Origin of the sequence: Virgibacillus sp. Bac330 (assembly GCF_003667845.1) — a bacterium.
Classification (GTDB): Bacteria; Bacillota; Bacilli; order Bacillales; family Amphibacillaceae; genus Virgibacillus; species Virgibacillus chiguensis.
This window is the reverse complement of the sequence record NZ_CP033048.1, coordinates 1732891-1748549: the sequence shown is the minus strand read 5'-3', so window position 1 is coordinate 1748549 and position 15659 is coordinate 1732891. Positions and strand designations below refer to the sequence as shown.

Here is a 15659-nt window from a genome sequence, read left to right as displayed (position 1 = left end):
CGCATTTTCTATAAAAAATGAAAGCAATATCGTAAGTGAAGTAACTCAATACTGGTATTTTCAACCATTAAAAGTAATGCTACAGTTTCTAGCTCAAAAAATAACCACTCGTAACTTAACTAGTTCTTTTTTGTGGTTATTTTTTTGCTAGTTGTCTACAAGCGTTAGTTTACTTTAGCAAAAGCCATTACGAATCATTTCACAAACTTTTCTAGTTAATTTATTTCATCAAAATATTCTTTTCGAAATCCGCCTATACGTTTACTGTTATCAATAATAAAATAAAACTCATTTGTTTCATTTTTTACATCATATATCTTACCAGGTGTTAATTTGTTATTCACTACAAACTTTTTTGCATCTGCATGAACGCATTTTAATTGCTTCATCGTTTTTCGGTTTTCCCAATTTAAATGAATCATTTTCTGCTCCTTTTGTTTACATAATATAATTATAGTTTACTCAATCAGTGAATAAGTTTATATACTCTCCGTAGCCTTCTTCGACCAATTTATCCTTTGGAATAAATCGCATAGCAGCAGAATTCATACAATAACGAAGACCTCCTTTATCCTTAGGGCCATCTTCAAATACATGCCCTAAATGTGAATCTGCCTCCTTACTGCGGATTTCTGTACGCATCATGCCGTGCGACATGTCCGTTTTTTCTGCAATTTGGTAACGGTCTATAGGTTTAGTGAAACTTGGCCAACCACAACCAGCATCATACTTATCTTTAGATGAGAATAATGCCTCACCAGAGACGATATCTACATAAATCCCTTCTTCTTGTTTATCCCAATATTCATTTTGAAATGGCGGTTCTGTACCATTTTCTTGGGTCACATGATATTGTATCGGTGTAAGCTTTTGTTTCAGTTCATTTTGATCGTATGTGTTTTTCCAATGCTTCTTAATAAAATTTTCCCTACCTGACCCTTTTTTGTATAGACGATAATGAAAGCCTTGCTTTTTATAATAATCTTGATGGTGTTTTTCTGCAGGATAAAAGGTTTTGGCAGGGACAATTTTAGTTACAATTGGTTTAGCAAATTTTCTACTAGCTTCCAGTTCCTTTTTGGAAGCTTCTGCTTCTCGTTTTTGCTGATCTGTATGATAGAATATTGCAGTTGTATAAGACTCACCACGATCATTAAATTGACCATGTGGGTCTGTTGGATCGATCTGTTTCCAAAATGTATCTAATAACTTTTTATAGCTCATAATATTGGGATTAAATTCAATTTGAACCGCCTCGACATGCCCTGTTGTATTAGAACATACCTCTTCATACGTTGGGTTTTCCACAGATCCTCCTGTATATCCAGATGTAATTCGAATAATTCCAGGACGCTGATCAAACGGCTCTACCATACACCAAAAACACCCTCCAGCAAAGGTTGCATACTCTTTTGCTGTAGCATTCATCATTTTCATCCCCTTATTTCTCATTTTCTTCTATTTTTCACTTTATAGAAGAAAAAATCAAGTTAGGAGCATTTAAATTAAATAAATAACTTTGGTACAGACTTTCCATTCTGTTGATTATTCTCTTCTTGCTTCCCTGTTGAATATTCTGCTTGAACCGTACTTGTATTTAATAAATCATCATTAGATATTGCTTCCGTATTGTTTTTCTCTTTATCTTCTATATCTTCATCATTTAGTGAATTGAATGCTTTCATCATCCGATACATTCTAGGCAGATTCTTTACCATTGGTCCGTATTCTTGCACGATAGGAGCTGCGTTTTGTACAACATTTAGTACTTGCTGAACATTATCCAATGCGCCACTTAAGCCACCAACTCCTTTGCTTAGAAATCCACTACCAACGCTATTTACTCCTGCACCGGCTTGAGGCTGAAAGAGACTCAATAAATTTTGCAATTTCCCTCCTTTAGATAATGATTGCCCTCCTGGCAGAGAACCGCCAGATAAAGGTCCAGATGGAATTGGTGCGCGAGGAAAACCTTGTTGAGGATTAAAAGCTCGTATATTCGGGGGCATAGGTCCGCGTTGCATATGAAATGGGAAATTAGCCGTTCGATTTGGCGGAAAAATCATTGATTACACTCCTTTCTTTAAGTGAATCACCTATAGATAGTGTACGTTAGGTAAAAAAAATAGTGTAGGCTCTGCTGTAAATAAACAAAAGATAACATCATTCATTAACTTGATGTCTCACAAAGTTATAAGCTCAAGCTTTAAGAAATACACATTTAACAAAATGAAATATTTCCCGGGCAACCGCACATAATTACAGTTTTCTTCATGTAATGCCCTTTACTTGCCGAATATTGCTGAAAAACAACATAGAAACATAAATTAATCAAACGTTTGTTTGAAATTCTTAATATGATGATAGATTTGTACCCTCCAATTTGGAGATCTTGCACTCTCAGTTCTTCCTGTTGTCTTTTAACCCTCTTCGTTATTTAAAGCACTCGATATGTTTTTTTGCAAAATCTTCAAACGTACACGGTTGTTTCCCAGTTAATTTGGTAAAATCGGTGGTGATATGTTTTGCTGTACCTAATCGAGTCATGAAATATAGAGCAACTGTAACATTTACATAAGATTTATTCAGCCCTCTTTTTTTTACATAATAATTTCTGTATCGTAAAAAACCTGGTTTTGCATAAGTGATTTTGCTTCCAGTAACCTTTGTAAGAATCTCGGCTATTTGGTAATAATCAAGTGCTTCTGGGCCGGTAATGGTATGAGCTGTATTCTCATACTTACCAGCATCGTGCAAAATAGTTGCTATAGAAAGGCCGATATCTTCTGCATCAATAAAACTTGTCTTGCTTTTTCCTGCCGGTATAAAAATTTGCTTTTTTTCTTTTATTTCAGCTGCGTGAATACCTGAAATATTCTGCATAAAGAACCCAGGGCGAATATGTCCATATGGTATACCTACTGACTCTATATATTTCTCAATTTTATAATGTGGTGGGAAGGTGTTTTTTTCAATTCCCATAAGCGATAAAAAAGATACAAATTCAATATCATAATGTTTCATTGCATCGATGAATGGAAACAAGTCATCTGCTTTACCTAGATGTGGTGGACGCATTAAAAACACGCGATTTACACCGTAAAGTGCGTGTTGATACGTCTTCAAATCTTGAAAATCTAAAATTACTTTTTCAATATCTCCTCCAAACAAATGGTTAAGCTTTTCTAAATTGGTTCCAGCAGCCACAACATGCTCTCCCATTTGAAGAAGTTCATGAACCACATATTTTCCTACATTACCAGAAGCTCCTGTTACTAAAACTTTCATAAGTAAACCCTCTTTCTAAATTAATGTCATTGCTGCAAAAGTAATGGAATTTGTTCAGCTACTAACAATAATGGTTCCTTACTATCCATTGTAAAGGATAGTAAAAAAGCTCCTTCAATCATTGAATTAATAACAATTCCTAATTCATGTGCCCTATTTTGTGCTACTTTTGCTTGTATCAATTTTTCAGTAAATAGGTGTTGAAAGCTTATATATGCTTCTTGGCACGCTTTTCTCAAAGGCTCACTAATTAAAGAAGTCTCCAGGGCTACAGATGCAATAGGAATTCCTTCAAGCCTGAATTGTTTCTGAAAGAATTCAGCTATTTTATAAATGAATGATTGAATTGCTTTTATTGGATCGTCTTCTTTATTCAAAATTTCTTGAATATTGGTACGTATGAATTTCGCCGTTGCATAAACAGATTCGATTGCCAATTGCTCTTTTCCACCTGGAAAATAATAATATAAGGAACCTTTAGGGGACTGACTTTCTTCTACAATCTGCTTAACTCCAGTTCCGTGATAACCTTGTAATTGAAAAAGGCGAGAAGCTGTTTGAATCAATTTCTCTCTTGCATTCGTTTTTTTAGATTTCAATTATTATCACCTCTTAATTATAACGATCGGTCAATATAATTATAGGACTTAGGTTTGTTAATGTCAACTTATAGAAGTAGAAACCCTCTTTTATGGTATATATAATCTTTTTGTATCTCTTTTTTAATAGTAAGTTTCTAGACATGACTTCTTGCTTTTTTTATATTTTGATTTGTCAAATTAAGCGAGACAACATGTTTTGATCAAATTCTTTATCGACATGGGACATGAAACACTCCATCGGTGTTTTGTAACCTAATGATTTTCTTGGAATATTGTTTCTTCTAAGTGCTACTTCAGAAATATACGTTTGGGTTATGGGGTTGAAATCCATATCCTTTGGTAGCCCATTTCTTCGAAGCAGACCGTTGGAATGTTCATTCAATCCTCTTTGTGAAGGGGTTCCAGGATCTGCAAAATAAATATCAATATCTTGCTTATTACTGATAGATTTCCAATTAGAAAACTCTTTACCACAGTCGAAAATAATCGATTTAAACAAGTGTTTCGGCAGTGGAGCGAGCCAGTCATTAAGCGATGATTCAACATTAGCAGCTCTTCTTCCCTCTGGCTTAATGGCAATGATACATTTTGTTAATCGCTCAACCAATGTGATGACAGCACTTTTATGGTGGCGACCAACAATCGTGTCTCCTTCTAGGTGACCAAATTCTTTCTTGTAGTTCGGATGGTCATTGTCTCGGTCTTGAATGCCGCGTCTAAAGCTTTGTTTCCCTCTTTTTTCTTTATAGCCATTTGGATTGCGTTTGCCTTGCATAGGTAAAGTATTTACATCAAATTCGCCTTTTTTAAACTTACGGTAAAGCGTACGCATGCTACAGGAAATAGGTCTTTCATTCCGACCGATGATGACATCAGGCGTCCAACCGTCACGGGCTTTTTCTTCAATGTAGGCTCTTTCTTCATCTGTTAACTGCGTTCTTTTTCGACCACATTTAGCTTTGTTCGCTTGATAGTTCAAATGAATGTCTATCGCAGTTAGACCGTTTTTCAATTCGCGAATCACACGATATATAGTTTCATGACCACGCTTTAATTTTTCAGCAATTTTTCGACCTGATAGACCAAATTCAAGATATTCCTCTATGAATATGATCTCTGTTTTGGTAAGATGGGTATAGGACATGTCAGATACACTCTCCTTAACTTTGGTAGGTTTTGATTGAGTATATCATGGCATGTCTTTTTTGTATTGCATCTCTTTGAAGTCACAATATCACACTAACCACAGCTTTAGCTGCCTGCCCTTGACCGCCGTGCCCATTCTTAGTAATCGCTGGAAGGGGTCGGGGCCCCACCAGCGGAGCTTAGAATGGATTGTCCGTGGTACGCTATTCATGCGGATGTTGCCTTAAGGCATTTTTTCAACCATCCGTCGTTTACATCTCACCACGGACACAAACAAGGTCAAGGGTGGTGGTAGGGTGACCTTCACTTAAAGCCCTAATCTGATGAGAATATTTTATGTGTCTCGCTTAATTTTACAATCTAGGTATAATGAGGCGGGTAAAGGATATTTTGCAACGAACACAGATTTTAAAAAAGCTTGAGCGATAAGCTCAAGCTTTTAGAAGCCTTCAAAGTTCCCAGAGAATACACACTATCTAGTTAAAGAAATTTACTATATTGTTAAATTTAGAATAAAGATTTGACACGCCAGTTTTTTAATTATCCAGAATGTATGCTTCCCACAATTCATCAAAAACCGTTAAAGCTGTTGGAAAAGGACTATTCCATTCCAAGTAATTGCTTATTTCATTGTAGCTTGTAGCGTGTTTAGGGAAATGATGATCTTGGAATGCCCAATCTGCTAAACGTGATGGATCATCTGGTTGTTTTTTTCCTCTGTAAGTCATTAAATAATGATAAAAGGAGCGCAATTAGCCTCCTCCTTCCCTATAAATCAGCGTCGTTCATAAATGCTTCGTGTTTTCGTTGCTTTTTTCGATAGACGATGGCAGCTAAATTAATGCTTAGTTCATAAAGTAGAATTAATGGGACAGCAACAACAAGTTGTAAAACGAAATCTGGTGGTGTAACGATAGTGCCAATAATAATCAGAATAAAATAGGCATATTTTCTCGTTTTTCTCATAAATTGTGGCGTTAAAATGCCCAATACTGTTAAAAACATAGCGATTACTGGAATTTCAAACAACACAGCAAATGGAAGTGTTATTCGCAATAAAAAGCGAAAATATTTATCTACTGTAAACATTTCATTAAACATACCGTCATTTAGTGAAAGCAAAAATGGTAGAATAAGTTTAATAAACATAAAATAGCCAAAAACTAGCCCACCGATAAACAAGATAAACACAGCTGGTATATAAGCGATTGTTGCTTTTTGTTCCCCTTTTGTTAATCCCGGCTTTACAAATAACCATATTTGCAAAATTAGAATCGGTAATGTAAATGCAATAGCAACCACAGATGCTAAAGTAAAATAGATCCAGATAATTTCACCAGGACTAATAACAGTAAGTTTAAAAGATAAATCTTGCTGGAAAAAATCATATATATCCGTTGCGAAAACAAAACCAACGATAAAAAACAAAATAAAAAAAACTGCCGTTACAATAATTCGATTTCTTAGCTCAGAGAGATGGCCTGTTAAATTCATTTCTTTTTCTTCTGTTGATTGATTGTCAGACATCATGTTACTCCCCCTACTGCCCCGCATCAAGAGCTTTAAACTATAAATATATAAAATAAACTTTATGAAAGACTATGTAAGTTCTCGTATTAATGCTCTTTTCACATAAAAGAAGATGTAAGGAGTTTCCTTACATCTTCGCTTGTTAGTTTTTACTTGATGTAGGGTTTTCCTTCTTATCTGATGCGTTATCGTCTGAAGCAATATCTTTTGTCGCATTTTTAAACTCTTTTAATGAGTTTCCGAATGCTTTACCAATTTCAGGTAGCTTCGATGGCCCAAAGATTACTAATGCAATAATTAAAATTAGAATAAGCCCTGGAATACCTATACTTTGAAACATTCTCCTCACTCCCCATTAGCGATCATTATTATTTGTAATTAATTCTTTTGTTTCTTTAAACTCATCTCTCACATCACTCGTTAAGTCATTGGTCGAGTTTTTAAACTCTTTTAAGGTTTGTCCAGCTGCTTTACCGATCTCAGGTAATTTTTTTGGCCCAAAAATAACTAAAGCAATGACCAATATTAAAATAAGTCCTGGGAAACCGATGCTAGATAACATTTTTCCACCCTCTTTAGATGATCTTTTTATATAAGTGCCTCACTATTCTATAAGCGCTTTAAGTGTAACATGATTTTCTATAGCAAAACAAGCTTCTAAGCACCCCTTATTATCCGCTTGTTTGAGGCAAAATTTAAATAGTATCCAATAACTTGCTATTTAAAAGGGGCGTATCGATAAAATGAATAACCAAAGTTACATTAAAAAGTAACATTAATATAGAAACACATCAATTATACGTTCCAATTGCAATCAATTCATTATTTTCTATCATATTGTAAGAAATAGTATTCATAAGGATTTTTATCGTCTTTTTCTCCTTTTACCTTGGAAGTTAACTTCCAATTTTGTTCAGAAAAAGAAGGAAAATATGTATCACCTTTAAAGGAATAATCTATCCACGTAATATACATACGATCTGCATTCGGTAATATTTGTTCAAAAACATGTGCGCCACCAATAATGAAATATTCTTGTTCTGGATGCTTTTCATTCCACTGTAAAACAGTTTGTAAATTATGGATAACTTCAATATCTTTTGGAAAGTCTCGCTTCGTTTTGGTCAATATTACATTTCTACGGTTCGGAAGTGGCTTTCCTATTGATTCATATGTTTTCCTACCCATAATAACTGTTTGATTTATCGTTTTTTCTTTAAAAAAACGTAAATCCTTAGGCAAATGCCAAGGAAGGCCATTGTTTACACCAATTACACGGTTTTTATCCATCGCTAAAAGTAATGATATCATTCGTTATAAAAATCTCCTTTCCTTATACAGCGATAGGCGCTTTAATTGTAGGGTGAGGATCATATCCAACAATTTTAAAGTCATCTAATTCAAAATCAAAAATAGATGTTTTTTGTTGATTAATTTCAAGCTGTGGCATTTGCTTTATATCTCGCGCCAGTTGTGTTTTTACTTGCTCCACATGGTTTAGGTAAATATGCGCATCTCCAAGTGTATGCACAAACTCCCCTGGTTTTAAATTACATTGATGTGCAATTAGATAGGTTAGTAACGCATAACTAGCAATATTAAACGGAACTCCTAAGAATACATCGGCACTTCGTTGATACAATTGACACGAAAGCTTACCATCCGCTACATAAAATTGAAACAACGTATGACATGGCGGAAGCGCCATGGATGGTAAATCTTCCGGATTCCAAGCAGAGACAATATGTCTTCTGGAGTTTGGATTGTTTTTAATATTATCTATCACATCTTTTAACTGGTCAATGGTTTCATTTTGCGATGTTTTCCACTTACGCCATTGTTTGCCGTACACATTTCCTAAATCTCCATATTTCTTCGCAAAAGCATTGTCGGTTAAAATTTTATCTTTAAAAATTCCCATCTGCTCTTGATATTGTTTTTTGAAATTAGTATCTTCCTGAGAACGATTACCGAAATTACTCATATCAGGACCAGAATAATTACTGCTAGTAACCCATTTCTCAAAAGCCCATTCGTTCCATATATTGTTATTATGCTCTAACAGGTAACGAATATTAGTATCTCCTTTAATAAACCACAGAAGTTCACTAGCCACTAAGCGAAAAGGAACCCGTTTTGTCGTTAGTAAAGGAAATCCTTCCTCTAAATTAAAGCGCATTTGATGACCAAATACAGAATAGGTTCCTGTATTGGTTCTGTCCCCTTTTTTCGTGCCATTCGCCAAAATATGTTGGCATAGGTTTAGATAAGCTTCTTCACCAATAATCATAATTATCCCTCCAAACTACTCCATCTTATCTGCTTTATTGTAACATAAAAGCTTGACCCAATCATTTGTAATCAAAACGTAATTCATAACTAGCTGAAAACTACATATTTCTATTAATAGACCACATGACGCCAATTTGCCAAAAGTTGCTTGCATCAAGAGTGTAATTGGAGGGGAGTTTTGTGTATGAATAGAAATGTGGAAAAAATCATGAAAACATCTTTACTCTATGGCTTTGTAATGACGCAGCCTTTTGTAAATTATGTCGACGCATATCCTGAATTGCAAAATAAAATCTTATTTAAATCAAATCAGTTAGAAATTGATGAGCACGGTAAGAGTGTTCGTTTGTTACAAAAAAAATTACATACATTATCGTATTTTGACCAACCAGTTGATGGAATGTTTGGATATTATACGAAGCATGCGATTAAAAATTTTCAAGCAGATCATAAGCTATCTATAAACGGAAATGCAAATAAAGAGACATTAACAGCTATCGTAAAAAATGAGCAAAAACAATATAAACAACAGTTAAAAACTTTTGCTAAAGAAATTCAGCCTGGTATGCATAACGAAAAAGTGAAACTTGTACAAAAATCCTTACAATATTTCGGGTACTATGAAGGTAAATTAGATGGCATATATGGCCCGCTAACCAAGCAAGCGTTAGAAGTTGCTGAAAATAAGCATGACTTGAAATTGATAATAGCCCCTCCACCTACACCAACAGAAAAACAACCAACATTACCTGCTACCAATAAAGAAACAAATACGGAACGAAAAGAAAAAACAAAACAAAAGGCTGTTCAAAAGGCTACTTATACAGGTATTAATGGTTCAGGTATTGTAGAAAAAGCCCAATCCCAAATGGGAACACCTTATGTTTGGGGTGGAACATCTCCAGGTGGATTTGATTGCAGTGGTTTTATTCAGTATGTTTTTCAACAAGAAGGTATCACCATTCCACGTACAGTTAGTGAAATCTATAATTTTTCACAACCAATATCTGAGCCATCTGTTGGAGATCTCGTTTTTTTTGAAACTTATAAGCCTGGCCCCTCTCATATGGGGATCTACGTCGGTAATGGTAGCTTTATTCATGCAGGAGAATCGAGAGGTGTTGAAGTAAGCAAAATGAATAATTCTTATTGGCAAGAAAGGTATTTAGGTGCTACACGTGTAAAACAATGATTTGCCTTTATAAAAGAGCGTTTTTGCAAGCATAATTTCTCCATTGCATAAAACGCTCAATCTAAGTTTTAAAATACAATGTCATACTAATTCTCTACCATTCTCCCATGAATAGTACACAAACTTTACTTCCTCACCATTCATATTAAATGAATCCGTATCTGTTTTTTCGTAATGAAAGCCGTTTTTCTGTAACACCCTTTGAGATGGGAAATTATTACTGGTTGTTTTCGCGTGTATCTTTCTTATGTCCAATTTTATTACTTCTTTCATGAAAAGCTGCAAACCTTTTGTTGCTAATCCTTTTCCAGTATACATCTTGCCAATTCGGTAGCCTAGCTTTCCTCGGCGTTGTTTATTTAAATCAACCACATTAATTCTACCTAATATGGAATCATGATCGTCTTTTTCCTTTAATAGTTGTTTATGTCTTGTTTGGAAATTTTCAGACATATAGTACGCATCCCCACGGCTGGGCACCATTGTCTCAAAGAAGTAACGATTTTCCGCTTCAAACACTAGTAAAGCTTCTGCATCACTAGCTTTTAATCTAGTTAAACGAATATTCATTTTTCACCCCTATTTTCTATATCAGGGAAATTCCAATCCTGATAAAACTGTTCTAGAAATTGCTGCATGATGTGATGTCGTTCTTTTGCAATGGTTTTAGCGGATGCTGTGTGCAACTTATCTGGAATACGTAATAGCTTTTCGTAAAAATGTTGGATTGTATGATTGTCTAATTCCTCATGATAAAGATGGCGTTCTTTTGCCCCACCATAGCTAAAAGCACGAGCGATGCCAATTGCCCCAATAGCATCCAACCGATCAGCATCTTGAACGATTTTCCCCTCTAGGTTTACAGGTGTTTTCCCTTTACGAAAAGAAACATCTTGCATTGCTTGCTTTATTTTCTCTATTTGTTGTTTTGTTAAAGAAAGGCGATCAAGCAAATCTTCCATTTCTTGAATGACAACACGAGGATTTATAAACAATTTTTCATCCCCAACGTCATGCAGCCAAGCAGCTGTTTCACAAATAAACGGGTTAACACCTTCTTTTTCCGCTATATATTTTGCCAAACGAGCCACTCGCCTCATATGATAATAATCGTGACCGGTAATGTCATTAGAAAATAACCTGTATACAAAATACTCTATCTCAGATAGTTGTTCTGCTGTTTGCATTAGAATAATCCTTTTGCTCGTCCATCTTCTCCTACATCCATTTGTAAAGCAGCCGGTTTGGCAGGAAGCCCTGGCATTGTCATTACGTCACCAGTTAAAGCGACAATAAATCCGGCCCCAATAGATGCTCGAAGCTCTCTAATTGTAATAGTAAACCCTGTTGGTCTTCCTAATAACGTTGGGTCATCTGATAATGAATATTGGGTTTTAGCCATACAAACAGGCAAATTCCCCCAACCTTGTTCTTGGAAAAAACGTAATTGTTTACGAGCCTCTTTTGTTATTTCAATATCATCTGCCCCATATACTTTCTGAGCTACTATTCTTAACTTGTTTTCCAAGGACTCGTTTATGTCATATAAAGGTTGAAAAGAAGAAGGAAAATTATTTGTTTTAGCGATTACTTTTTCAGCTAACTCTATTCCTCCTTTTCCCCCATGAGCCCATACGGTAGTTAACGCAACATCATAACCTCGCGCTTGACACCATTGCTGAATAAAGGATGTTTCCTGCTTTGTATCGGTTGGAAATTGATTAATTGCCACAACAAAAGGTACGTTAAAAGCCTGAATGGTTTCAATATGTTTTTGTAAATTATCCATGCCAGCCTCTAAAGCTGTGATGTTTTCCTCCATCAACCTATCTTTTGTAACGCCGCCGTGCATTTTTAGCGCACGTACAGTAGCGACGATAACAACAGCTGAGGTATCAATATTACCTGCATGAGATTTAATATGAAAATACTTTTCAGCTCCTAAATCCGCTCCAAACCCAGCTTCTGTTACTGTATAATCTGCCAACTTAGCTGCCATTTTTGTCGCAATAATGCTATTACAGCCATGAGCGATATTAGCGAATGGACCTCCATGAATAATAGCAGGTGTGTTTTCTGTTGTTTGTACAAGGTTTGGTTTTATTGCGTCTTTTAATAACAGGGTTAATGCGCCTTCTACTTTCAAATCGCTAACTGTGATAGGATGATGATCGAATGTATAGCCGATAACGATGGAACGAAGCCTTTCTTTTAAATCTTGTACATCGGTGGCTAAGCAAAGTATAGCCATAATTTCAGATGCTACAGTAATATTGAAACCATCTTCTCGAGGAACTCCTTGGTTTGCTCCACCTAGCCCAACAACGATCTGCCTTAGAGCGCGATCATTCATATCTACTACTCGTTTCCATTCAATCTTTCTTGGGTCAATTTGTAATTCATTGCCTTGATGAATATGATTGTCAATCAATGCAGCTAAAGCGTTATTTGCTGTAGTTATAGCATGAATATCCCCAGTAAAATGCAAATTAATATCTTCCATCGGTAAAACTTGGGAATAACCCCCTCCTGCTGCCCCACCTTTAATTCCCATTACTGGACCTAGCGAAGGCTCGCGAAGTGCAATAATGGCATTCTTTCCCATTTGGTTTAATGCTTGTCCAAGTCCAACCGTAACTGTTGATTTCCCTTCTCCTGCGGGTGTTGGATTAATTGATGTGACTAAAATAATCTTTCCACTTTTCTTTTGTTTCAATTTCTCAAATAAGGTTGCTGACAGCTTAGCTTTTGAATGTCCATATGGTTCCCAATCCTCTGAAGTTAGTTGAAGTTGCTCTGCAATGTTATGTATTGGCTCTAACGGTGTTTGTTGGGCAATTTCAATATCCTTATTCATATAGTATGACCCCTTTCAATTTGATGTTTCAGTAATCGTTTTCATTGCTTATTTAATACATTTAAATCATAACTGGAAACATAAAAAATGTCGAGTTATCGTCCTTACTTTCCTTGACGAAGTTACATAAATAAGCTATATTAGAATCAAGCAAAGAAGATGTACGGATTCATTCATGCAGGCAGCTTCCATAGAAGTGGGTGTAAAGTGATCCTACACTTCTATAGAGGCTGTCTATTTTTATGTTCTGTTATCTGCTTTGCATTACCACGTTTTTCAAAGGGAACGTGAAGCATTTTAGGAGGATTAATTAGATGGAAAACGGAGTAGTAAAATGGTTTAACGCTGAAAAAGGATATGGATTTATTCAGCAAGAAGAAGGAAACGATGTCTTTGTACATTACTCAGCAATTCAAGAAGAAGGTTTTAAAACACTTGAAGAAGGCCAAGAAGTTTCTTTTGATATCGTTGAAGGTGAACGCGGACCACAAGCAGCTAATGTTGTAAAAAAATAACGAACGTACCTCATAGATAAAGCGGTAATCTTTTCGTTAGATTACCGCTTTTTTTGTACTATAAGAAAGTAAAGGTTTATAGTATAAGAAAAACTACAGCTTTCTAACGATTAAATCATTAGACGTTGTCACTCTACAGAGGGAGAGTGACTTTTTTCGTGATTGCATATCTCTTTTCCTTCTTTAGAAAAGCCTAACTTCATACGCTAATCGTCATTCTATTACAAATACTTAATGGTTTGTTTTCTTTACGAAAAACCCAATTAGTATTTACAAAAAAATATTATTAGGAGAGATCAGATTATTTGTTTACAGACAATCGTTTCAACAGTTTTTCATTAGCCGATATAAAGCGTGACATGATTGCAGGTTTAACAGTAGGGATTGTGGCTATTCCACTTGGGATGGCGTTTGCTATTGCCTCTGGTGTTAAGCCTGAGTACGGTTTATATACAACCATTTTTGCAGGTCTTCTTGTAGCTTTGTTTGGGGGTTCCAGATTTCAAATTGCTGGTCCAACGGGAGCATTTATTCCGATATTACTGGCTATTGTATTAGAGTATGGATATGAAAAATTATTGGTAGCCGGGTTTTTATCAGGATTTATACTCTTGTTGATGGGGATATTTAAATTTGGCAAATTGATTCAATTCATTCCTAGATCAGTAACTATCGGATTTACATCAGGAATTGCTGTTATTATATTTAGCGGTCAAATTGGTAATTTTCTTGGTCTTGAAGAACTTGAGAAAAAGCAATATTTTCATGAAAATATGATGCAAATTATAGAGAATATATCTTTTATTAATTGGTATAGCGTTTGTACAGCACTAATAGGTCTATTCGTTATCATCTTTATCCCAAAGGTGCTTCCAAAGGTTCCTATTCTACTTGTTGCATTGATTTTACCAACAGCTGTCGCCATGCTGTTATATCCTTCTGAAGTGGCAACCATCGGTACATCCTTTGGTGGTATTCCTCAATCTTTACCTAGTTTTCGAATGCCAGAAGTAACTTGGGGAACTATTGCTGAGCTTTGGCAACCTGCTTTTGTAATTGCAATGCTTGGAGGAATAGAATCATTATTATCCGCTGTCGTATCCGATGGAATGACAGGGACAAAGCATAACTCCAATCGAGAATTAGTTGGGCAAGGGATTGCTAATATGGTTACACCCATGTTTGGTGGAATCCCTGCTACAGGTGCTATAGCGAGAACAGCTACGAATATTAAGAGTGGAGCAATTAGCCCTTTCTCAGGTATATTTCAAAGTGTTTTTGTTTTATTGATTCTATTGTTATTTGCACCATTTGCATCGAATATACCTCTAGCAAGTATGGCTCCTATTTTAATGATTGTCGCCTATAATATGAGCGAATATAAATCGTTTATTCATATACTAAAATTAAAAACAGGCGATTCACTTGTACTAGTAGTCACTTTTTTATTGACTGTATTCGTTAATCTTACAACAGCTGTACAAATTGGTCTATTACTTGCAATGGTTTCGTTCATAAAGCGGATGAGTGAAGTGTTGCAAGTAGAAAAAGTTATTCCTGATAAAATCAAAGACACCATACATGGTAATCATTTGGACACGTTAAGCTCCACTTGTCCCAAGCTTTCATTTTATACTGTTGGCGGAGCGCTATTTTTTGGAGCTGCAGACAAATTCGAGTCTATTATTACAAGGTCCATTAACCAGCGTCCAAAGGTATTAATTTTAAAAATGAAGCATGTTTCTATTTTAGATGCTACAGGCGCAGCTAATTTAGACTCTCTAGTTACTGATTTTAAAAATATGGGTGGAATAATTATTATCTCAGAAGCAAATTCAGATGTAATGGCTATGCTAAAGGCAAGTGGTCTTTTGTATAAAATTGGAGGACATCATATCTTTCGTCGTTCAGAAGAAGCAGTTAATTATGGACTGCAACTCATTGAAGTTAGCAAGTGTTCTGTATGCTCTAAAGAAAATAGAACCTCATGTAAAGCTTTTAAACAAAATAACAATGTATCTCTTTCATCATCAGATCAATAAATTCACGTATTAATCGGTTTCTTAAAATAAAAACATAGATTGAGAATGCTAAAATAAAACACCTTTTTTCCTTTATATTTTAATTTTATGTAATAAAATGCGCCACCTTTTACTTCTTGAATCAGGAGATACACAATAAATAATTGCATTTTAGTTCTTTGCAGCGTATAATATCATTTGTGTTTTTCGCGGTTC

At 35.3% G+C, this 15659-nt stretch carries 18 protein-coding genes; 3 read left to right on the top strand and 15 right to left on the bottom strand.

Annotated elements, in window-relative coordinates; all coding sequences use genetic code 11:
- Positions 1–215: 215 nt before the first annotated feature.
- The 12 genes from D9780_RS08225 to D9780_RS08170 form a co-directional block, all read right to left on the bottom strand.
- On the bottom strand, positions 216–422 hold the full coding sequence (locus D9780_RS08225; RefSeq protein WP_073004060.1) for a DUF6501 family protein: 207 nt from the start codon (positions 420–422) through the stop codon (positions 216–218).
- Between the two features lie 40 nt (positions 423–462).
- Entirely contained in the window at positions 463–1428 is a 966-nt protein-coding gene (gene msrB / locus D9780_RS08220; protein ID WP_116277095.1) for a peptide-methionine (R)-S-oxide reductase MsrB, read from the bottom strand.
- A 77-nt stretch (positions 1429–1505) separates the two neighbouring features.
- The gene (vrrA, locus tag D9780_RS08215) at positions 1506–2066 is read right to left on the bottom strand and encodes a VrrA/YqfQ family protein (protein ID WP_121639820.1); all 561 of its coding nucleotides are present in this window, start codon (positions 2064–2066) and stop codon (positions 1506–1508) included.
- A 367-nt stretch (positions 2067–2433) separates the two neighbouring features.
- Entirely contained in the window at positions 2434–3288 is an 855-nt protein-coding gene (locus tag D9780_RS08210) for an NmrA family NAD(P)-binding protein (RefSeq protein WP_121639819.1), read from the bottom strand.
- Between the two features lie 26 nt (positions 3289–3314).
- Positions 3315–3887, bottom strand: a complete 573-nt coding sequence (locus D9780_RS08205) for a TetR/AcrR family transcriptional regulator (RefSeq protein ID WP_121639818.1) — start codon at positions 3885–3887, stop codon at positions 3315–3317.
- A 175-nt stretch (positions 3888–4062) separates the two neighbouring features.
- Positions 4063–5034 carry an IS30 family transposase gene (locus tag D9780_RS08200; protein WP_121639266.1) on the bottom strand — a complete coding sequence of 324 codons (972 nt, stop codon included), beginning with the start codon at positions 5032–5034 and terminating at the stop codon, positions 4063–4065.
- Between the two features lie 538 nt (positions 5035–5572).
- Positions 5573–5788, bottom strand: a complete 216-nt coding sequence (locus D9780_RS08195; RefSeq protein WP_073004063.1) for a YozE family protein — start codon at positions 5786–5788, stop codon at positions 5573–5575.
- A 16-nt stretch (positions 5789–5804) separates the two neighbouring features.
- Positions 5805–6563 (bottom strand): twin-arginine translocase subunit TatC, encoded by a 759-nt coding sequence (gene tatC, locus D9780_RS08190; RefSeq protein WP_121641458.1) that lies wholly within the window; start codon positions 6561–6563, stop codon positions 5805–5807.
- 145 nt (positions 6564–6708) lie between these two features.
- Positions 6709–6906, bottom strand: coding sequence for a twin-arginine translocase TatA/TatE family subunit (gene tatA / locus D9780_RS08185; protein ID WP_073004065.1), 198 nt, complete (start codon positions 6904–6906; stop codon positions 6709–6711).
- 15 nt (positions 6907–6921) lie between these two features.
- Positions 6922–7128 (bottom strand): twin-arginine translocase TatA/TatE family subunit, encoded by a 207-nt coding sequence (locus tag D9780_RS08180; protein WP_073004074.1) that lies wholly within the window; start codon positions 7126–7128, stop codon positions 6922–6924.
- Between the two features lie 260 nt (positions 7129–7388).
- Positions 7389–7877, bottom strand: a complete 489-nt coding sequence (locus D9780_RS08175) for a dihydrofolate reductase (RefSeq protein WP_121639817.1) — start codon at positions 7875–7877, stop codon at positions 7389–7391.
- Positions 7878–7899: 22 nt separating this feature from the next.
- The gene (locus tag D9780_RS08170) at positions 7900–8856 is read right to left on the bottom strand and encodes a thymidylate synthase (protein WP_073004078.1); all 957 of its coding nucleotides are present in this window, start codon (positions 8854–8856) and stop codon (positions 7900–7902) included.
- Between the two features lie 186 nt (positions 8857–9042).
- On the opposite strand from D9780_RS08170, the gene D9780_RS08165 reads away from it, so the two are divergent.
- A complete protein-coding gene (locus D9780_RS08165; RefSeq protein WP_121639816.1) occupies positions 9043–10050 on the top strand; it encodes a C40 family peptidase in 1008 nt (335 codons plus the stop codon).
- Between the two features lie 81 nt (positions 10051–10131).
- Here D9780_RS08165 and D9780_RS08160 read toward each other — a convergent pair whose 3' ends face one another.
- From D9780_RS08160 to D9780_RS08150, 3 genes are read right to left on the bottom strand one after another with little or no spacing between them, the layout of a single operon-like run.
- A complete protein-coding gene (locus D9780_RS08160; RefSeq protein ID WP_121639815.1) occupies positions 10132–10620 on the bottom strand; it encodes a GNAT family N-acetyltransferase in 489 nt (162 codons plus the stop codon).
- Positions 10617–11237 carry an HD domain-containing protein gene (locus D9780_RS08155; protein ID WP_121639814.1) on the bottom strand — a complete coding sequence of 207 codons (621 nt, stop codon included), beginning with the start codon at positions 11235–11237 and terminating at the stop codon, positions 10617–10619. The genes D9780_RS08160 and D9780_RS08155 overlap by 4 nt, the downstream gene beginning before the upstream one ends.
- Complete coding sequence (locus tag D9780_RS08150) at positions 11237–12907, bottom strand: formate--tetrahydrofolate ligase (protein WP_121639813.1); 1671 nt, start codon at positions 12905–12907, stop codon at positions 11237–11239. Before D9780_RS08150 ends, D9780_RS08155 begins: the two co-directional genes overlap by 1 nt.
- Positions 12908–13221: 314 nt before the next feature.
- On the opposite strand from D9780_RS08150, the gene D9780_RS08145 reads away from it, so the two are divergent.
- Together D9780_RS08145 and D9780_RS08140 are read left to right on the top strand one after the other, a co-directional pair.
- A complete protein-coding gene (locus D9780_RS08145; RefSeq protein WP_021291310.1) occupies positions 13222–13422 on the top strand; it encodes a cold-shock protein in 201 nt (66 codons plus the stop codon).
- Positions 13423–13781: 359 nt separating this feature from the next.
- Positions 13782–15464 (top strand): SulP family inorganic anion transporter, encoded by a 1683-nt coding sequence (locus D9780_RS08140; RefSeq protein WP_121641457.1) that lies wholly within the window; start codon positions 13782–13784, stop codon positions 15462–15464.
- Positions 15465–15659 lie beyond the last annotated feature (195 nt).